At 28.2% G+C, this 19,641-nt stretch carries 17 protein-coding genes; 15 read left to right on the top strand and 2 right to left on the bottom strand.

The annotated features are described in order from the left end of the window. Positions 1–2 precede the first annotated feature (2 nt). Positions 3–1,241: a nucleotide sugar dehydrogenase gene (locus MBBWO_RS07595; RefSeq protein ID WP_116670299.1), complete on the bottom strand. Its 1,239-nt coding sequence runs from the start codon at positions 1,239–1,241 to the stop codon at positions 3–5. A gap of 103 nt (positions 1,242–1,344) precedes the next feature. Between MBBWO_RS07595 and rfbD the strand changes: the two genes are divergently transcribed. The 8 genes from rfbD to MBBWO_RS07555 all read left to right on the top strand — a co-directional run bounded on the left by rfbD (position 1,345) and on the right by MBBWO_RS07555 (position 11,482). After that, the gene (gene rfbD, locus MBBWO_RS07590) at positions 1,345–2,181 is read left to right on the top strand and encodes a dTDP-4-dehydrorhamnose reductase (RefSeq protein WP_116670298.1); all 837 of its coding nucleotides are present in this window, start codon (positions 1,345–1,347) and stop codon (positions 2,179–2,181) included. A gap of 62 nt (positions 2,182–2,243) precedes the next feature. Next, positions 2,244–3,110 (top strand): glucose-1-phosphate thymidylyltransferase RfbA, encoded by an 867-nt coding sequence (gene rfbA, locus MBBWO_RS07585; protein WP_116670297.1) that lies wholly within the window; start codon positions 2,244–2,246, stop codon positions 3,108–3,110. A 6-nt stretch (positions 3,111–3,116) separates the two neighbouring features. Next, complete coding sequence (gene rfbC / locus MBBWO_RS07580; protein WP_116670296.1) at positions 3,117–3,674, top strand: dTDP-4-dehydrorhamnose 3,5-epimerase; 558 nt, start codon at positions 3,117–3,119, stop codon at positions 3,672–3,674. Between the two features lie 9 nt (positions 3,675–3,683). Further along, positions 3,684–4,688 carry a dTDP-glucose 4,6-dehydratase gene (rfbB, locus tag MBBWO_RS07575; protein ID WP_116670295.1) on the top strand — a complete coding sequence of 335 codons (1,005 nt, stop codon included), beginning with the start codon at positions 3,684–3,686 and terminating at the stop codon, positions 4,686–4,688. Between the two features lie 2 nt (positions 4,689–4,690). Further along, positions 4,691–5,830 carry a glycosyltransferase gene (locus MBBWO_RS07570; RefSeq protein ID WP_116670294.1) on the top strand — a complete coding sequence of 380 codons (1,140 nt, stop codon included), beginning with the start codon at positions 4,691–4,693 and terminating at the stop codon, positions 5,828–5,830. 7 nt (positions 5,831–5,837) lie between these two features. Continuing rightward, complete coding sequence (locus tag MBBWO_RS07565) at positions 5,838–7,274, top strand: glycosyltransferase family 2 protein (RefSeq protein WP_116670293.1); 1,437 nt, start codon at positions 5,838–5,840, stop codon at positions 7,272–7,274. A 10-nt stretch (positions 7,275–7,284) separates the two neighbouring features. Next, positions 7,285–8,904, top strand: a complete 1,620-nt coding sequence (locus MBBWO_RS07560) for a glycosyltransferase family 2 protein (RefSeq protein WP_116670292.1) — start codon at positions 7,285–7,287, stop codon at positions 8,902–8,904. A gap of 4 nt (positions 8,905–8,908) precedes the next feature. Then, complete coding sequence (locus MBBWO_RS07555) at positions 8,909–11,482, top strand: glycosyltransferase domain-containing protein (RefSeq protein WP_116670291.1); 2,574 nt, start codon at positions 8,909–8,911, stop codon at positions 11,480–11,482. Here MBBWO_RS07555 and MBBWO_RS07550 read toward each other — a convergent pair. Further along, positions 11,472–12,587: a glycosyltransferase family 2 protein gene (locus MBBWO_RS07550; RefSeq protein ID WP_116670290.1), complete on the bottom strand. Its 1,116-nt coding sequence runs from the start codon at positions 12,585–12,587 to the stop codon at positions 11,472–11,474. The genes MBBWO_RS07555 and MBBWO_RS07550 overlap by 11 nt on opposite strands. A gap of 65 nt (positions 12,588–12,652) precedes the next feature. On the opposite strand from MBBWO_RS07550, the gene MBBWO_RS07545 reads away from it, so the two are divergent. The 7 genes from MBBWO_RS07545 to MBBWO_RS07515 all read left to right on the top strand — a co-directional run. Next, positions 12,653–14,203 carry a glycosyltransferase family protein gene (locus MBBWO_RS07545; RefSeq protein WP_116670289.1) on the top strand — a complete coding sequence of 517 codons (1,551 nt, stop codon included), beginning with the start codon at positions 12,653–12,655 and terminating at the stop codon, positions 14,201–14,203. A gap of 136 nt (positions 14,204–14,339) precedes the next feature. Continuing rightward, positions 14,340–14,657: a hypothetical protein gene (locus tag MBBWO_RS07540; protein WP_337956480.1), complete on the top strand. Its 318-nt coding sequence runs from the start codon at positions 14,340–14,342 to the stop codon at positions 14,655–14,657. 9 nt (positions 14,658–14,666) lie between these two features. Then, entirely contained in the window at positions 14,667–14,951 is a 285-nt protein-coding gene (locus MBBWO_RS07535) for a hypothetical protein (protein WP_116670288.1), read from the top strand. A gap of 167 nt (positions 14,952–15,118) precedes the next feature. After that, a complete protein-coding gene (locus MBBWO_RS07530; RefSeq protein ID WP_116670287.1) occupies positions 15,119–16,141 on the top strand; it encodes a glycosyltransferase domain-containing protein in 1,023 nt (340 codons plus the stop codon). 10 nt (positions 16,142–16,151) lie between these two features. Continuing rightward, positions 16,152–17,765, top strand: a complete 1,614-nt coding sequence (locus MBBWO_RS07525) for a glycosyltransferase family 2 protein (protein ID WP_116670286.1) — start codon at positions 16,152–16,154, stop codon at positions 17,763–17,765. After that, on the top strand, positions 17,756–19,357 hold the full coding sequence (locus MBBWO_RS07520; protein WP_116670285.1) for a glycosyltransferase: 1,602 nt from the start codon (positions 17,756–17,758) through the stop codon (positions 19,355–19,357). The genes MBBWO_RS07525 and MBBWO_RS07520 overlap by 10 nt, the downstream gene beginning before the upstream one ends. Beyond that, positions 19,350–19,641, top strand: a 292-nt coding sequence (locus MBBWO_RS07515) for a glycosyltransferase family 2 protein (RefSeq protein WP_133241511.1), incomplete at its 3' end; no start/stop codon positions are given. The genes MBBWO_RS07520 and MBBWO_RS07515, both read left to right, overlap by 8 nt.

The raw sequence follows: 19,641 nt of genomic DNA, 5'->3' as shown, positions 1-19,641 counted from the left end.
TCCTAAAGCTCATATAAATTTCCATAGTTGTAAAGTTTTATTTCTTTTGGGACTTTTTCTATGATGTTTTTAGTATCAAAGATTATTGGAGTTTCCATTTTATCTTTAATTACTTCATAATCCATTTCTTTAAACTCATTATGATCAGCCAGTATAAGAATTAAATTTGAACCTTCAATAGCTTCGTTGAAATCAACAAAGTTTTCTCTTTCAATATGTGGTTCATAGATAGCTATTTCATATCCTTTATTTTCAAGCAAAGATATTATTTCATATGCTGGTGATTCTCTGTCATCACCGGTATTTCCTTTATATGACACACCAAAAATGCTTATTTTTCCTTCAGGAATTATTTTACAAACATTTTCATATACAAATTGTGGCATGGAGTTGTTTGTGTCTCTTGCGAGTTTTATTATTTTTGCAGTTTCTGGCGCTTTTGCATAGATGAAATATGGATCTATTGCTAGGCAGTGTCCTCCTACTCCTGGTCCTGGTGAGTGGAGGTTTACTCTTGGGTGTTTATTTGCCATTTTGATTACATCTAGTGCATTCACTCCAATTTCTGCACATATTTTTGCAAGTTCATTAGCTAATGCAATGTTAACGTCACGATAGGTGTTTTCCATACATTTTGATAGTTCTGCAGTTTTTGCTTCTGTTAACATTAGTTCGCCTTCAACAAACTGTCCATAAACTTCACTAGCTTTTTTAGAACATTCTGGTGTTATTCCTCCAATAATCCTATCGTTGTGGATTAGTTCTTCTATTATTTTTCCAGGGAGTACTCTTTCAGGGCAGTGTGCTAAGTATAGGTCTTTCCCGATTGTGTATCCTGCTTTTTCAAAGATTGGTTTTATAACATCATCTGTTGACATTGGAGCTATTGTGGATTCAACGATTACTGTGTTTCCTTTTTCAATGAAAGGTAATATCTCATTACATGCTTCGATTACATAGCTTAGGTCACAACTGTAATTTTCTGCAATGTACGGTGTTGGAACAGTTATTATAAAAGCATCTGCTTTTTCTGGGGTTAATGAAGCATGGTATCTGTTGTTATCGATGGCATTTTTTATTATTTCAGCTATTCCTGGTTCTTCAATGTGAATTTTTCCTTTATTTAAATTATCTATGATTTCTTCATTAACATCAACACCAACAACTTCACATTCGCTTCTTGTAAATAATGCTGCTGTTGGAAGTCCGATGTATCCTTGACCAACAATACAAATTTTCATATTAAATACCCTCTGCAAATTTAAAAATTAGTATATTAACTAATAATTATAAATTAATTGAATAACTATTGTATTTATTATTAATTAAATATTGGGGATTATTATGAAAGTTTTAATAACCGGTTCTAATGGTATGTTAGGTCATGATTTAATTGATGTTTTAGATGGAAAGCATGAACTAATAAAAACCACTTCTAAAAGTTTAGATATAACTGATAAGGATAAAGTAAAAGATTATATTGTAAATGAGCATCCAGATATGGTTATTAACTCTGCTGCATATACTGATGTTGATGGATGTGAAACAAATCAAGAAATGGCCTATAAAGTTAATGGTGAAGGTGTTAAAAACTTAGCATTGGCTTGTAAATTGGTCGATTGCCCTTTAGTGCATATAAGTACTGATTATGTTTTTAATGGTGAAAATACTAAACCTTGGATGGAGGATGATGAAGTAGGTCCTATTAGTATTTATGGTAAAAGTAAACTTCAAGGAGAAGAAGCTATTGAAAGCATTCTTGATAAATTCTTTATTATTAGAACATCATGGCTCTATGGGATTAATGGTGGAAATTTTCCTAAGACAATGTTGGAATTGGCTAAAACTCATGATACTTTGACTGTTGTTACAGATGAAATTGGAACTCCAACATATACTTTAGATTTAGCTCAAGCAATAGCGGAATTAATTGAAACAGACTATTATGGAATTTATCATATTACAAATTCTGATTATTGTTCCTGGTTTGATTTTGCAAAGTATATCTTTGAAGTTAAAGATATTGATGTAAATGTTGTACCTGTAACAGCTGAAGAATTTGCAAGACCTGCATCAAGGCCACATTATTCAGTTTTAAATAATTCGTACTGGATTAAAAATGGTTTTAAACCTTTAAGAAGTTATAAAGAAGCCATTAAAGATTATTTAAAACATTTATAAAATAGATATTTTAATTAACTATTAAAAACAGACAATTTACTACTTAATAATTAGGTGATTTAATGAAAGGAATAGTTCTTGCAGGTGGTTCTGGAACTCGATTATACCCAATTACTAAAGCAATATCTAAGCAATTAGTACCGTTATATGATAAACCAATGATTTATTATCCTATTTCTGTTTTAATGCTTGCAGGTATTAGAGATATTTTAATTATATCCACTCCTAGAGATTTACCAATGTTTAAAGATCTTTTAGGTGATGGAAGTAGTTTGGGGATTAATTTTTCATATGAAGTTCAAGAAAATCCTAATGGTCTTGCTGAGGCATTTATAATTGGTGAAGACTTTATTGGGGACGATAATGTTGCTCTTATTTTGGGAGATAACATTTTCCATGGTCATAGATTCACTGAAATATTGGAAAGGGCGACTGCGCTTGAAGAGGGAGCGGTTATATTTGGATACTATACTAACAATCCAGAAAGTTTTGGTGTTGTTGAATTTGATGATGATGGTAATGTAATTTCAATTGAAGAAAAACCAGAACATCCTAAATCAAATTATGTTGTTCCAGGGCTTTATTTCTATGATAATGATGTTATTGAAATAGCTAAGAGTGTAAAACCTTCTGATAGGGGAGAAGTGGAAATTACCTCTGTTAATGAAGAGTACTTAAAAAGAGATAAGCTTAAGGTAGAGTTATTGGGTAGAGGAATGGCATGGCTTGATACTGGAACTCATGATGGTCTTCTTGATGCTTCCAATTTCATTGAAACTGTTCAGAAAAGGCAAAGTTTGTATATTGCATGTCTTGAAGAGATTGCTTATAATAAGGGTTACATCACAAAAGAACAACTATTAAAAACTGCTAAAGAGCTTAAAAAAACAGACTATGGTCAATATTTATTTAATTTAGCTAATAGGTAAGATATTATGGGTCAATTTAAATTTACTAATACTAAAATTGAAGGAATGTTTCTAGTTGAACCTGCAGTATTTGAAGACAATAGAGGATACTTCATGGAAACATATAATGAAAATGATTTTAAAGATGAGGGTTATGATTTAAATTTTGTACAAGATAATCAGTCTAAATCATCTAAAGGAGTTCTTAGAGGCCTTCATTTACAAGTTAATCATCCTCAAGGAAAATTGGTTCGTGTAATTAAGGGAGAAGTATTTGATGTGGGGGTAGACCTAAGAAAAGATTCCGATACTTATGGAGAATGGTTTGGAGCTATTCTTTCTGATGAAAACAAAAAACAGCTATTTATTCCAGAAGGTTTTGCACATGGATTTTTAGTTTTATCTGATGAAGCAGAATTTGTATATAAATGTACAGAATTCTATCATGGGGATGATGAAGGAGGAATAAAATGGGATGATCCAGATATTGGAATTGACTGGCCTCTTGATGATATTGATGAAATTATTCTCTCAGATAAAGATAAAGAATGGAAAACTTTAAAAGAGTCAAATTACACTTATTAAGGGATTATTATGGTTAATGTATTAGTTACAGGTGGAGCAGGATTTATTGGAAGTAATTTCTTAAAATATATGGTTGATAAGTATCCGGATTACAATTTTACTAATTTAGATGCTCTTACATATTGTGGAAATCTTGAAAATCTCATTGATATAGAAAATAATGAAAATTATAATTTTATTAAAGGAGATATTAGGGATAAAGAGTTAGTTAATGATTTAGTAAAAGATTCAGATTATGTAGTTAATTTTGCTGCTGAAAGTCATGTAGATAGGAGTATACAGGATCCAGAAATCTTTATAAAATCAAATGTTTTAGGAACTCAAGTATTATTAAACGCAGCTAAAGAATATGGGGTTGAAAAATACCTTCAAATATCTACTGATGAAGTTTATGGAACTTTAGGAAAAACAGGTTACTTTACTGAAACCACTCCTTTACAACCAAATAGTCCTTATTCAGCTTCTAAAGCTAGTGCTGATTTAGTTGTAAGGGCATATCATGAAACTTTTGATTTACCAGTTAATATAACTCGTTGTTCAAATAATTATGGTCCTTATCAATTTCCAGAAAAATTAATTCCTTTAATGATTTCCAATGCTTTAGAAAATAAAAAGTTGCCTGTTTATGGAGATGGTAAGAACATCCGTGATTGGTTACATGTATATGATCACTGTACAGCTATTGATTTGGTATTGCATGAAGGAAAACTTGGTGAAGTGTATAATATCGGTGGAAACAACGAAAAACAAAATATTGAAATTGTTAAATTAATTATTAAGGAATTAAATAAAGATGAATCTTTAATTGAATTTGTAGATGATAGATTGGGGCATGACAGGAGATATGCAATTGATTCTACAAAGATTCAGGAAGAACTAGGCTGGAAACCAAAATATACTTTTGAAACAGGAATTCATGAGACTATTCAATGGTATTTGGATAATCAAGATTGGATGAATCAAGTTAAATCTGGCGAATATCAGGAATATTACAGAAAAATGTATCAGGAATAAAAATGACTTCAAATGTTAAAGTTTCAGTCATTGTACCAGTATACAATGTTGAAAAGTATCTTAAAGACTGTTTAAATAGTGTAATTAATCAAACACTTGAAGATATTGAGATTATTTGTGTAAATGATGGTTCCACTGACAATTCATTAGCTATTCTTGAAGATTATGCTAAAAAGGATTCTAGAATTAAAATAATAAATCAAAAAAATAAAGGATTAAGTGGTGCTAGAAACACAGGAATGAAGCATGTTCAAGGGGAATACGTTCTGTTTCTTGATTCAGATGACTGGTTAAATGAGGATGCTCTTTCTAAATTGTATTGGTCTCATTTAGATGATAATCTGGACATGCTTTTTTTCCAAACTGTGGATTATTATGAAGAAGATGGCAGGTATGAATTAAATCAGTTTGGTGGAATGACTGCTATTGATGACTCCTTTGAAGGTAAAATATTCAATTATAAAGATGTTGCTTCAATAATTTTTAAAATTCCTCATTCAGCATTTAATAAACTTTATTCAACATCTTTTTTACAAAGAATTAATGCTAGTTTCCCTGAGGGCATAAACTATGAAGATTTAGTTTTCTTTTATGATGTTTTTTTAAAAGCAGAAAGAGTGTCTATATTAAAAAAAGAATTGCTTTTCTATAGAATTAGAGAAAATTCAATTTCCACATCTGGAGGAGAAAAATCTTTTGATATTTTTAAAAGTTTAAAATTAGTTAATAATAGTTTAAAAAATACAACAATAATAGTTAATAAGTATTTACAAGATTATTTAATGTTTATTATCGTAAATCTTAAATTTGTTTTTGTAAGGCTAAAAGATGAGTATAAAAATGACTATTTTAAGTCAATGCTTGAAAATTATGAATATTTTGGTTTAGATAAAGTTGATAATGATTTTTCTGGATGGAGTTATGAAGATAGGATATTTTATCAATCCATTAAAAAGGCTAAAGATGGTTATGAATTTGATTTAATTTATAATAAAGATTGTCAAACTTTTTTAGTTAATCATTATAAAGGATTAGTTGAAAAATTAGAAAATGAAAATCAGAGATTAGTAGAAGAAATTAATCAGTTAAAGAATAATAATTCTTCAGTTAAAAATAAATTTAAGAATATTTTTAGAAGTTAGTGAAAAGATGTATGAATTAAGTGTTGTTATTCCTATTTATAATGTTGAAAAATATGTTGCACAATGTTTGGACTCAATTGTAAATCAATCTATTGGAATTGAAAATATTGAAGTGATTATAGTAAATGATGCAACTCCAGATAATTCTATGGAAATTGTGGAAAAATATGCTTCTAAATATTCTTCTATTAAAATAATTAACAATGAAGAGAATCTTGGATTAGGAGAAAGTAGAAATAGGGGGCTTAATGAAGTTACTTCTGATTATGTTACTTTTGTAGATAGTGATGACTTTTTATCTGAAAATGTCTATGAAGATTCTCTTAAAAAAATTAAATCATCAAATTCAGATTTATTAATTTATAATTGGGAATTTTATCGTGAAGATGGTGAAATTGAACCATTTTCAATACATAAACCTCATTTTAAAGAGGATATGATAATTGAAGATTTTAGGCAGTATCCTGATTTTATTTTTATGACTTCTGCATGGAATAAGATATATCATAAGAAGTTATTCCAATATCTCAAGTTTCCAAAATCTAAATATGAGGATAATGGTGTAACAATTGAAACTTTTATAAATGCAAATCAAATTTACTTTAATAATGAAGTTACTTATTTTTATAGAAAAAATAAGGATTCTATAACTCAAGTAATAACAATGAGCAATGTTGAAGGGTTAGTAGGTTCTATTAATACTTTAAATGAGTTAATTTTAAAATATCCTGATTATGAAATGAGTATAACTTCTTTGATTATAAAATTTGTAGATGATATTCTATTTTGGCTTTGTGATTATGAATGGTTTGTTGATGAAGAATTAAAAGCTATTAACTTGTTACAGTCAGTTACATATGATATTACAAATGAAAATCTGGATTTTTTCAATGAAAATATTCCTTTTTCACTTTTGTTTGAAGGAGATATAAGAAGCTTAAATAAATATGATGATGAAACATTTTTAGCTAAATTTAAGTATAATAGATTGCCTAAGGTTAATTCAATAGCTAACTTATATGTTGATGCTGGAGAAGGCTTTAATGAGGATAATAAGATAGCTATTAACTATAGATTATCCCGTGAGAATTTATTGTCATTTGACTTAAAAAATTTTAAAAATATACATTCTTTGAGATTTGATCCAATTGAAGGCGCTTTTTCAAAAGTTAAAATTCTAGATATTTCTCCAGATTTGAAAATATTGTCTTCAAATAGTGAAAATGGTATTAATGAAGAGTATCAGCTATTCACAACTCTGGATCCTTCTTATATTATTGAAGCAAAAGATGTTGATGAAATCAGAATCAGATTTAAATTATCCATCTTGAATGATGAAGAATTAAGTAGCTTATTTGTAGATAAAAATAATTTGATTAATGATTTAAATAATCAAAAAGAAGAAACTAAGAAGAAAAAAGGATTATTTGGTTTTATGAGATAATGGTGTTTTTATGAGTGATATTTCAATTTTAGAATTCTTGAAAAAATCAAAATTCAATCTGAAAAAAGCTAATTACTATAAAGAAATGTATTCTAAGATTATGGAATTGGGTTTATTTGATGAGGGTTTTTATTTAAGTAGCTATCCTCATATTAAGAATTCTGGAATGGATCCTTTGGTGCATTACTTATTCTATGGTTATAAGGAAGGTAAAAAACCCACTGCTAGTTTTGACATGGAAGGATACTTGAAAAAATTTCCTGAAATTGAAAAAAATAACTTGAATCCTATTATTCATTATATTGAAAACAATAATGAAGGGTTTATTAAAAAATCCAATCCTTTTGAGGCTAAAAAAGAAAGAATATTAAGCACTAATCTCTCTTTTTTAAATAATTACGAATTTGATGAGGAACCTCTTGTTTCAATTATCATTTTAAATAGGAATGGCTTAAACCATTTAAAGGTTTTATTTAAGGATTTCGATAAAAAAACCAATTATTCTAACTATGAAATTATTGTTGTGGATAATGCATCCTGTGACCACTCAGTTGAATATTTATATTCTCTTAAAAAGGATTTGCCTATTGAAGTTATTGAAAATACTGAAAATGTATCTTTTTCTAAAGGAAATAATGATGCTGCTAAAATAGCTAATGGAGAATATTTGCTTTTATTAAATAATGATATAGAGCCAACTTATGGATGGCTTAATGAAATGATGGGAACTATGTTGGATAGTGAGAATGTTGGAGCAGTTGGTGCCAAATTGATATTTCCTTATTATGAAGATATTTCAAATCAGCCTAAATCCTTTTCAATACAGCATGCTTCTGTTAAGTTTAGGGAGGAATTAACTCCTTATATCTATGGGCCTTTTCATGAAAACATGTTCAATACCTTAATTTTTAGAAATAATGTTAATATGCCGAAAAAAGTAATTTCCAATACTGCAGCATGTATTTTAATTCCTAAATCTGTCTATGCTCAGTTAGACGGTTTAGATGAGAATTATTTCTATGGCTATGAAGACATTGATTTTGCATTTAAATTATATGAGGCAGGCTATGACTCAATTTTTAATCCGCAGGCCTTGTTATTCCATCATGAATCTGCTACAAGAGTTGATGATGAGCGCAAAAATCAATTAAATTATGAAAACATAATGTATTTTTTCAATAAATGGGGAGATTTATTGTTTAAAGAGATGTTAAGGGATAAATTGGAAGGAAATAAATTTTTCACTAATAAAAAGTTAGACTTTTCAATTATAAACACTCATGATGAGAATAAAGAATTTATTAAAGGGTTATCCAAGGAATTAAATGAAAAGTACAATGTCTTAATCATTTCTAACTTGAATAATAAGATTTTGGGTCCTAATTGTGATATAGCTATTTCATTTAATCCAGAATATGAAATTGATAAAACTGTATCTAGATTAAATTTAATTAAAATTTTAGTGTTAAATGATTTAAATGGGGAATATCAAAAGTATTTAGATAATTATGATTTAGTTTTAACAAAAGATTCTACAATAGAAAACGCCATTATATTCGAGTCTAATGATGGCAAATCATTTTCAAGGGAATTGTTGAAGATTATATTTGATTGTTATATTATGAGATGATAAAATGTATGAAGATATTTATGAGGTATTTCAAGAGGTTGCTGAGGATAATATAAATAGGGAGTTATTTAATCATTCAAATGAATCTCCAGAAGATACAATTGAGGATATAAAAAACAATAAATTACTTATTTATACTGCATTTACAGGAGACTATGATTCTTTAAAGGAACCTGAATTTATTGATGAAAATTGTGATTATGTTTGTTTTACTGATAATCCTAATTTAAAATCAGATACTTGGAAAATAATCTTCATGGAAGAGTCTACTTTAGACAATAATAGAAAAGCTAAACAATACAAAGTTTTACCTCATAAATATTTCCCAGATTATAAGTATAGCTTTTGGTTAGACGGTACTTTTAAAATAAAAGGTAGTATAAGAGAATACATATATAAAAATATCAAAGCTAACTCCCCAATGCTAAATGTTATTCATACAGAAAGAGATTGCATTTATGAAGAATATGAAGCATCTAAAATCATTCCAAGATATCCTAGGGCTGTTATGGAAGAACAAATGGAAAATTATAAAAAAGAAGGTTTTCCTAAACATTATGGGCTTGCCGTAATGGGAGCTATTTTTAGACAACATAATAATCCAGAGGTTATCAATCTTATGGAAGCTTGGTGGGATGAAATAATCAAATATTCTAATCAAGATCAACTTAGTTTTGCTTATGTTGCATGGAAACAGGATTTCCATCCCTCTGTTTCTCTGTTATACTATTGGGATAATGAATATTGGGCAAAAGAAGGAGAATATCATCATAAAGTAGTTTTACAAACTCCAATAACAAGTGATAACTTAAGATCTAAAATTGGCGTGCAAGTTAACAATATGAGCATTGGAGACACTATTGATTTATCAAAAGAGGAATTATTGTTATTGATAAATGATATTAAGGGAATGAATGGTTATAGGATAGATACTGCTGGAAGAATAGCTTTTTTAAATAAGGAATATTCAGCAATGATGTCTTCTAACTCTTTAAAGTTAACAAAACCATTAAGGGTAGCGGGCGATTTATCACGTAGGTTTAAGAAAAATAGATATTTTCAGGCAGTAAAATACTTTAAGACAGATTTTTCAAATCAATTATCTTTATATTACAGAATTAAAAATTTGAATCTTATAAATGAAGAAAAATATTTAGCTATTCATCCAGGGGCAATTGATAATCCCATATTGCATTATATGGCTTATTCATCAAAAAATGATCCTATTGATATTAAAGCATCTTATGTAAACCCTTTATTTGATATGGTTTATTATTTATCTGCAAATGATTTAGATTTAGATGTAGATCCAATAGTTCATTATGTATCTCATGGATTCTTTAATAATTTTGAATTTAATAGGGAACATAAACCTTTTATTAAAAATCTTAAATTAGATATTGATACTCAATATGAAAATTATGTGAATACTCTTGTTAGTGATGAACTTAAGTCAAATAACTATATTTCTGATAGTGAAGTTTTAAAATATTACATTGAAAAAAATGAGCCATGTAATGATGATAAAATTAAAGTTGGTGTATTTTTAGAGGATTCATTTGATAATATGAATGCTTGCCCCTTTATTAGATTACATGTTCCATTTAAGAAATTAAGTAAAAAGGGAAAGTATCAATTTTTCGTTTATGGACGAGAATTATTGCCTAAACTGGACATGAACAATGTAATTAACTGCAAGATTTTTGATGTTATGGTTATTCAAAGGAATAATGCATATGCCACTGAGTTATTAAAAAAAGCTAAAATGCATGGTATTAAAGTTGTTTATGAAGTTGATGATGATTTAGTTGATTTGTCACCTGAAAACCCATCTTATATCTATATTAATGAGAATAAGGAAAATATTGTAAAATTAATTGAAAATGCTGATAAAATAACAGTTACTACAACTGAATTGAAGAATCGTTTTTTAGATTATGGTTATGATAATGTTGAGATTATTAGAAATTACTTTGTTGACGAATTATTCCCTTTAAATCCTTTTAAAAACAATGAAACTAAATTTTTAAAAATAGGATACTTTGGAACTTTAACTCATGATGGTGATTTAGAATTAATCCATAATGTGATTTTAAGAGTTAAAGATTACTTATTAAAAGAGAATATTAATGTTGAGTTAGAAGTTGTTGGTGGGGCTTTAAACAATGCTCAGGATTGGTATTCAGTAAAAAAACTTCCATTTTATCCAATGCCAATGTCTAACTTTATGAAATGGCTGAATAATAATGTTAATTGGGATGTAGGTATTGCACCACTTGTTAACACCGAATTTAATAAATGTAAAAGCGAATTAAAGTATATAGAATTTTCTGCATTAGGAATTCCTGTTGTTGCAAGTAGAATTGAAGGATATGAAGAAGCTATTGAAGATGGTGTTGATGGTTATCTAGCCACTTCTGAAAATGAATGGGTATCAAAATTAGTAACTTTGCTTGAAGATCCTGTCTTAAGAAATGGCATGGTAAATAATGCCCATGACAATATTCTTAAAAATTATAGCTTAAATTCACGTGTTGAACAGTGGGATAATCTTTTTGAAAGATTAATCAATGATTAAATTTATTTATTAATCTTTCTTTTATATTGTTTGTTTTGTATTTAAACCATCCTTTAGTTGTTTGTAAGTTAGCTATTCTGTTTCTTTGGTTTTCTATTTCTAATTCTAAAAGATGTATTTGGTTTGTGTAGATATTGTAGTTTTCTACTTTTTCATAAGCAACTTCCATATTTTCATCTGAAATGTCATAAATTATGTCTTTAAGGGTGTCATTTGGAGGAAATGGTGAAATATTATTCATCTTTTTAAAAAATGGAACTGATTTGTCTATTAACATTTTTTTATCATCAGAACTTATTGTTTCACTTAAAGCAACATCACTAAGCCAACAGGTTAAATGCTGGTTAAAAACAGTATCATAATATTTCATAGCATTATTTTTCTTTAGAACCTCTACTGTATTTTTGTAACCTTCAATTAATCCATTTAAATAGTGCATCCCCTTTGATAAACTTGTTGAACTATTTTCACCAGTTCTTAACCTAAATTTATAAACAATATCATTAATAAAAACAATTTTATTTGAATTTACAAAAACATCAATCATAAAAGTTAAATCTTCAGCAAAAACTCCTTCAGGGAAGGTTATATCGTGTTTTTTAAGGAATTCTTTAGGGAAAATCATTCTCCAAATTCCGTTTATTGATAAAAATAATAGATTTTCATCAATTGAATTTAAAATAACATTTTCTGTAATCCAATGCTCAGTTACAATGTTGTTTTCTCCAAAATTTTGAAATTTACCAATAGCTACATCTGCAGAGTTTTCTGTTATTGCAGTATATAAATTTTCTACACAAGTTTCTGAATACTTATCGTCGTGGTCTATAAACATAATATAATCTGCTTGTGCATGTTTCATAGCTATATTTCTTGCTCTTCCAGGGGTTCCTGTTTTTTTACCTGATTCATATGTTTTAATATTTTCATATTTTCTACAATATTCATCAATCATTTCCTGTGTATTATCAGTTGAATAGTCATCAACTAATATTAATTCAATATTTTCAAATCCAATTGTCTGATTTTTAATAGAATCAATTGTTTCATCTAAAAAATCAACACTATTATATGTTGGAATTATAACAGTAACCTTATAAGACATAAATTTTATTTTATGTTACAAATTATATTAATATAGTGTTCTCATATGCGGTGGTTGTGTTAAATATGGGTTTTAAATCTCATCCATTACTTTTTATTACTATTAAATCAAAGGGAAACATTAAAAAAATAAAGTTTAATAGAAAATCATTTGAGGCTATAAAAAATTTAAATCTTATTTCTCATGAAGACTATTTTAAGGTTCATTCAGATTGTTTAAAACAGAATATTGTCCCAGAAATCCACTATTTGTACTATGGGGTTTATGATGAAGATGACATTAAAAAAACTTATGTTAACAGTCTTTTTGATTTAGAGTTTTATAGAAAAAACTATTCTGGAGATGAAGACCCGATTTTACATTATGTTTCTAAGGGATTTTTTGACAATAACTTAATCAATCAATGGGACTGTAATTACATTAATTTTTTAGATGGGGATTTAACAGAACAGTTCTATAAAAATCAAAAATTAAAAATTGAAGAAGAATTAAAGCATAACTATTATATAACTGATAAAAAGATTTCCATTCCTTATATTAACTCTAATGAGGAATTTAAAACAGATAAAATAAGAGTAGGAGTTTTTATCAACGATCCTTTTATTGATTTGGCTCCTTGTCCTTATATCAGAATTCATGAACCTTTCAGTCGACTTTCAGACTCTGGAAAATACAATTTCTTTGTGTATGGTATGGATAGCTTTGCATTAATGGATATTGAGGAAATATTGAAAGTTAAACAGTTTGATATTGTTGTTGTTCAAAGAATTTTACCCTTTTTGGATGTTTTAGTTGATAAATGCCTTCAGCATGGTATAAAAATGGTTTATGAAACTGATGATGATTTATTGGGTGTTGAAGAGAACAGCCCTTCTTTTGAATATGTTGATAGAGTTAGAAGCAGTATAGAAAAGTATATTGACAGCTGTGATATTGTTACTGTTACTACTCCTGCACTTGCTGGGAAGTTTCCAAATAAAGATGTTTGTATTATAAGAAACTATTATGTGGATTCTGTATTTCAAATAAGAGATGATATCAAAGAAGAAGGGCCAATTACTTTAGGCTATTATGGGACTTTAACTCATACAAAAGATCTACTGCTAATTAAAAATGCTATAATCAAACTTAAGAAATTAATGAAGGATGATTATGGAATTGATGTTAGATTTGAGATAATTGGTGGTTTTAATGAAGGAGATGAGGTTGATAATAGCTGGTTTGAGGTAATTGATTTGCCTCCAAATCCAATGAATTTTGCCAATTTTATGAGTTGGTTATCTAAAACTGTTAATTGGGATATTGGTGTTGTTCCATTGGAAAATTCTAATTTTAACAAAGGAAAAAGTGAATTAAAATATATTGAGCTTTCTGTTTTGGGGATACCTGGAGTATATAGTGACATGGAAGTTTATAACTCTGTTGTTCATGAACCATATAATGGATTACTGGCTAAAACTGAAGAAGAATGGATTAATCAGATTAAAAAGCTTATATTGGACAAGAATTTAAGAAAAAGTATTCGAAATAATGCTATTGATGATGTTGTTGAAAATTATTCCATTTCTAACAGGATTCAAAAATGGGATATGATTTTTAACAAATTGATAAATTAGACAGTCCTTAAAATACAAATATTTATATATGGCTTATTATTTTAACCTATACTTTTATATACTTCAAATTAGTTATTATTAATGGAAGTTTATTTTATTATTTTTTTAAACTTCAAGTGTTAAGTGGAGGATAAAAATGTTGGAATTTTTAATGCCTTACATGGCTTTGTTAGGTTTATTAATATTCGGAAATATTGAAAACTTAGTACTTGCTTCACAAGGGGTTGTTGCTGGTGCTAGACAAGGTAGGTTATTTTTAATGAGTGTAGCCTTCGTTGTCATGTGGTTATTATTAGGTACTTTTGGTACTATGGCTGTAGAAGCTTATGCTCCTTTCATTGAATTCATTGGTGGACTTGCAATCTTTGTTTTAGGTCTTCAAGCAATGATTGATTCTGTTAAAGGAGAAACTAAAAAAGGTGTACTTGGTAAACATGCACCTAAAGATGAATAGGTGATTATGATGGCAGGAGAATTTAAACAATTTATTGGTTTATTAATACTTGGTAACATAGAAAACTTAATTATCGCATCTTTAGGGGTTACAAAAGGACTTAATCCTATTGTTTTAAGTTTATTAAGTTTATTCTTTGTAGTTGCTTGGTATGCTATAGGTACATTCGGTACAAGGTTTGCTATTAAATATGCAAATTACATTACATTCATTGGTGGACTTGCTATATTCTTACTTGGTATACAATCCATGTGGGAATCTGTCCCGGGTATGATTGAAATTATTTATGCTTAATTTGAAAGAGTTTTTAATCTAATTATTTTAATTAGTCCTAAAAACTTTTTTAAATTAATCTTATCTTTTTTTATTTATTTTAACACTTTTTTTATAGATATCGATATATTTAATTAAGATTAGCACTAAATTTTAATTAATTATATAAAAATTAGCTGGTTTTTAGTATGACTGAAGAAAACATTGATCCTTATGAGATTATTAAATCTAGATTTGAATCAAATGTAGATAGCTTTGTTTTAAGTAAACTGTTTAATTATACAAAAAAAGTAGATTATGACCTAGTTGAAGACATTAAGAAAAATAAAATAGCTATTTACACAGCTTTTACTGGTGACTATGATTATCTTAAAGAACCAGAATTCATTGATGATAATTGCGATTATATATGTTTTACTAACAATCCTAATTTAGAGTCTGATACATGGAAAATAATTCAAATGGCAGATTCTACTTTAGATGATAATAGAATAGCTAAACAATATAGATTATTTCCTCATAAATATCTTTCAGATTATAAATACAGTTTCTGGTTAGATGGAACTTTTAAGATTGTGGGCAGTATTAGGGAGTATGTCTATAAATACGTTAACTCACCCATGTTAGTTGTTGTTCATCCAGAAAGGGACTGTATTTATGATGAAGCCTTAGGATCCATACCTTTTGAAAGATATCCTAATTATACAATTGAAAAACAGGTTAATGATTATAGAAAAATGGGAATGCCTGAGCATTATGGCCTTATAGCTTCTGGGGCTTTGTTTAGACAGCACAATCATCCAGATGTTATTAAGCTTATGGAAGACTGGTGGAGAGAAATTATAAAATATACCAATCAGGACCAGTTAAGCCTTCCATATTTAATGTGGAAACATGATTTTCATCCATCTGTTTCTCCAGTATATTATTGGATTAATGATTACTGGAAAAAAGAAGGGCAGTATCATCATAAGTATAAAATCACTAGCTATTTGACCTCTTGCAATCTTATTAAATCTTTAGAGGGCAATATTCAGGATGTCAATACATTATCTAAGGAGGAAATGAATCTCTTATTTAATGATATTGATGCACTTAAGTTTGAAGTAAACGAACTTAATATTCAGAGGGATTATTTAGACAATAAAATCAACGATGCAAAGAATTCCTTTTCATGGAAAATAACTGAAAAATTAAGATCAAAGAAGTAGGGATTAATTAATGTCAAATAATATTTTTAAATTTCTAATTAAAGATAAATTTAACTTTAAAGCTGCTTTAAAGAATTTTAAATTTTATTCAGAAATTAAAAACTCAGGTTTTTTTGACGAATCATTTTATAGAAAAACCTATTCTGAATATTTGAAAAATGAAGATCCATTGACTCATTATTTAACTGAAGGATATAAATTAGGTTTTTTACCTAGCCTAAATTTTGATAGTGATGCATATCTAGATACTTATCCTCAGGTTAGAAATGCAGGTATTAATCCGCTTCTTCACTATATTGCTCATGGCCAGTATGAGGATAAGCTAGTTCAAAGTGCATATCCTATCAGAAGAAAAGAAGAGATTTTAGAAACCAATCTAATGTTTTTAAATAATTATAAATTTGAAAATGAACCTTTAGTGTCAATTATCATTCTAAATCTAAATGGCCTGTCTCATTTAAAACGTTTATTTAAAGATTTTGATAAGAAAACTAATTATTCCAATTATGAAATCATTGTTGTTGATAATGGGTCTAGTGATGAATCTGTTAAATATTTAAAGGATTTAAAAGAAGAATTGCCTATTAGAATTATTGAAAATTCTGAAAATGTATCTTTTTCTAAAGGAAATAATGATGCTGCTGAAATAGCTAATGGAGAATACTTGCTTTTATTAAATAATGATATAGAACCTACTTATGGCTGGTTAAATGAGATGATGGGAGCAATGCTTCGCAATGAAAAAGTAGGTGCTGTAGGTGCTAAACTTGTTTTCCCTTATTATTATTTAGATAAAAATAAATCCTATAAAATTCAGCACAGTGGTGATATATTTGCTGAAAGAATGACTCCTTGCTGTTTATATGCAAAAAACAATTCAAATCCTGATTTAGATTTATTTGATTCTCATCTTAATGGAACTAATAAGTGCATTGCAGTAACAGGTGCAGTAATGCTTGTTAAAAAGGATGTTTATATGGATTTGGGAGGACTTAGCGAAGATTATAACTATGGTTTGGAGGATGTTGATTTTTGTTTAAATCTTCATAAAAATGGTTTTAACACTTACTACTGTGGTTCTGCTTTATTGTTCCATCATGAATCAAGCACTAGGGTTAAAAATAAAGATTACTTTGATAATGATAAAAAGAATTACAATGTATTCTGGAATAGGTGGGGTAGCTATCTATCAAAACACCTTCTCCTAGACAAGATTCATAATGAGAAATTCTTCTCAGTGAAAGATTTGAAAATTGTTTTTATTAATGACAATCCTAATTTTGACAAGCCCGTTTCTGAGATGGTGAAAGCTTACAGTGAATTGGGATATGAAGTTACTGTTATTTCCAATATTGAAGACAAATACCTTGGTAACTCTACAGATGTTGTTATATCTTTAGTTGATGAATATGACTTTAATGAGGTAATAGCTAGGGATGATGTTGTGAAAGTTAGACTCCATATAGATTCGACTATGCCTCAAGCAAGTATCGTAAGTTCAGATTCAGTTAAAGATGATGATGTATTTCTTTTAGATAGTGAAAGCCCTGTAGGGTTTGCTTTAGACATTATTGACCATATTGAGTATAGTTTAGTTTCATGTGATGGATTTTTATGGGATTAAAAGATAAATTTCTTAGTAAGATTCCTGAAGCCTATATCTTACATAAAACTCATGATAAGAAAATGGCTAGGTTAATTATAAAGGGTTATAAGGCTATTAGAAAAAACAATCTATTTGATGATGAATTTTACCTAAGTAATTATCCTAAAGTTAGAAACTCTAATATGGATCCTTTGCTACATTACATATATTTCGGTTTTAAAGAAGGAAAAAGACCAAATAAAACTTTTGATGCTCTTTTTTACAAATATAATTATGATGATGTTAATATTAATCCATTAATCCACTATGCATTATATGGGTTAGCTGAAAATAGGCAAATCATGCCAGAAAATAATTTAGAAGGATATAAAAAGTCTAATAAAAAAAGAATTCTTTATATCTTACATGAAAAGATTGGAACTATTGGTGGAACTGGTTTTACTAATCTGGATATTATTGAAGGATTAGATGATTCATATGAGAGATTTATTTTAACATCAACTGGCGAAGAGTTGGAATTATGGATTTACAGTGGAGAAAGACTTGAAAAAATTTATCATGAGGAAATTAACTTTTCCAATGACTTTTCTAGAATTGATGAAAGTAATAAAAATAGGATTATTTCAGATGATTTTAAAAATCAACTTTACAACTCTAAATTAGCTACTGTTTATGAAGAAATTCTTAATAAATTAGATGTAGATATTGTCCATATCAACCATTTAATTAATCATAGTTTTGATTTAATGGATATGCTTATTAAAAAAAATATTCCATATTTGCTAAGTGTACATGACTTTTATTATATCTGCCCTTCTATTCACTTAATTAATGAGAACTATCAGTATTGTAACTTTGATTGTGAAAATTGTCATAGTTTTAATATAGATAATGAAGAAAATTCTCATAAAATATTGGATATTTGGCAGAAATTATGTTATAACTTATTAAAAAATGCAAAATATGTTATTTTTCCATCTAATTCAGCTATTGGATTTTATGAGGGTGTTTTTAATAATTTAGATAATTTTAAACTTATTGAACATGGAAGAGATTTAGAGAAAACTTCTTCAAAATTCTCCCTGCCTGATAAAAAACCTATTAAAGTTGTATTTCCGGGTCATGTAAGTCCGCATAAAGGATCTTTATTAATTCAAGAAATTAAAAAATTAGATAAGGATAATAAGTTAGAATTCCATTTTGTTGGAACAACAATTCCTAATCTTAAAAAATATGGTATAAATCACGGTAGATATGAACGTGAAGAATTTAATAATATAATTTCAAAAATCAGCCCTTCCTTTATAGCTATTTTATCAGTGTGCCCTGAAACATATTCTCATACTTTAACTGAAGCTATTGCTGCTGGAATTCCAGTTGTGGCCACAAATTTAGGAGCTTTAAAAGAAAGGATTGAAGAATCAGGGGTGGGTTGGCTTGTAAATCCTCAAAATCCGCTTGATATTTACAATAAACTAATTAGCATATCCAATGAAGATTATTTAAATAAAATTGATGCATTATCAAAAATAAAGATTAAATCTAGGGAAGAAATGTTAAATCAATATATCAATCTCTATAATGGAATGATGGGTGATAAGAATGGATAAATATAAGGTATCTGTTGTTGTTCCTACGTTTAATACTGGGGATTTTTTGGTTGAGACTTTTGAGTCTTTTATGTGTCAGACTATTGGTTTTGAGAATATTGAGGTTATTTTTGTTGATGATGCATCCGATGATAAATACACTATTAACTTATTAAAAGAGCTTGATTCTTGTTATAGTAATGTTTCTTCTGTTTTTTTGGATGTTAATTCTGGTTTTCCGGGTACTGGGCGTAATGTTGGTTTGGATTTGGCTCAGGGTGAGTGTGTTATTTTTGCAGATCATG

Origin of the sequence: Methanobrevibacter woesei, assembly GCF_003111605.1 — an archaeon.
Taxonomy (GTDB): Archaea; Methanobacteriota; Methanobacteria; order Methanobacteriales; family Methanobacteriaceae; genus Methanocatella; species Methanocatella woesei.
Note: the sequence above shows the minus strand (reverse complement) of the source record. Positions and strands in the feature narration are given on the sequence as shown.

Coding starts and splice junctions, on each gene's coding strand:
- MBBWO_RS07595 (WP_116670299.1), bottom strand. CDS start 1,241: ATGAAAATTTGTATTGTTGGTCAAGGATACATCGGACTTCCAACAGCA.
- rfbD (WP_116670298.1), top strand. CDS start 1,345: ATGAAAGTTTTAATAACCGGTTCTAATGGTATGTTAGGTCATGATTTA.
- rfbA (WP_116670297.1), top strand. CDS start 2,244: ATGAAAGGAATAGTTCTTGCAGGTGGTTCTGGAACTCGATTATACCCA.
- rfbC (WP_116670296.1), top strand. CDS start 3,117: ATGGGTCAATTTAAATTTACTAATACTAAAATTGAAGGAATGTTTCTA.
- rfbB (WP_116670295.1), top strand. CDS start 3,684: ATGGTTAATGTATTAGTTACAGGTGGAGCAGGATTTATTGGAAGTAAT.
- MBBWO_RS07570 (WP_116670294.1), top strand. CDS start 4,691: ATGACTTCAAATGTTAAAGTTTCAGTCATTGTACCAGTATACAATGTT.
- MBBWO_RS07565 (WP_116670293.1), top strand. CDS start 5,838: ATGTATGAATTAAGTGTTGTTATTCCTATTTATAATGTTGAAAAATAT.
- MBBWO_RS07560 (WP_116670292.1), top strand. CDS start 7,285: ATGAGTGATATTTCAATTTTAGAATTCTTGAAAAAATCAAAATTCAAT.
- MBBWO_RS07555 (WP_116670291.1), top strand. CDS start 8,909: ATGTATGAAGATATTTATGAGGTATTTCAAGAGGTTGCTGAGGATAAT.
- MBBWO_RS07550 (WP_116670290.1), bottom strand. CDS start 12,587: ATGTCTTATAAGGTTACTGTTATAATTCCAACATATAATAGTGTTGAT.
- MBBWO_RS07545 (WP_116670289.1), top strand. CDS start 12,653: ATGGGTTTTAAATCTCATCCATTACTTTTTATTACTATTAAATCAAAG.
- MBBWO_RS07540 (WP_337956480.1), top strand. CDS start 14,340: ATGTTGGAATTTTTAATGCCTTACATGGCTTTGTTAGGTTTATTAATA.
- MBBWO_RS07535 (WP_116670288.1), top strand. CDS start 14,667: ATGGCAGGAGAATTTAAACAATTTATTGGTTTATTAATACTTGGTAAC.
- MBBWO_RS07530 (WP_116670287.1), top strand. CDS start 15,119: ATGACTGAAGAAAACATTGATCCTTATGAGATTATTAAATCTAGATTT.
- MBBWO_RS07525 (WP_116670286.1), top strand. CDS start 16,152: ATGTCAAATAATATTTTTAAATTTCTAATTAAAGATAAATTTAACTTT.
- MBBWO_RS07520 (WP_116670285.1), top strand. CDS start 17,756: ATGGGATTAAAAGATAAATTTCTTAGTAAGATTCCTGAAGCCTATATC.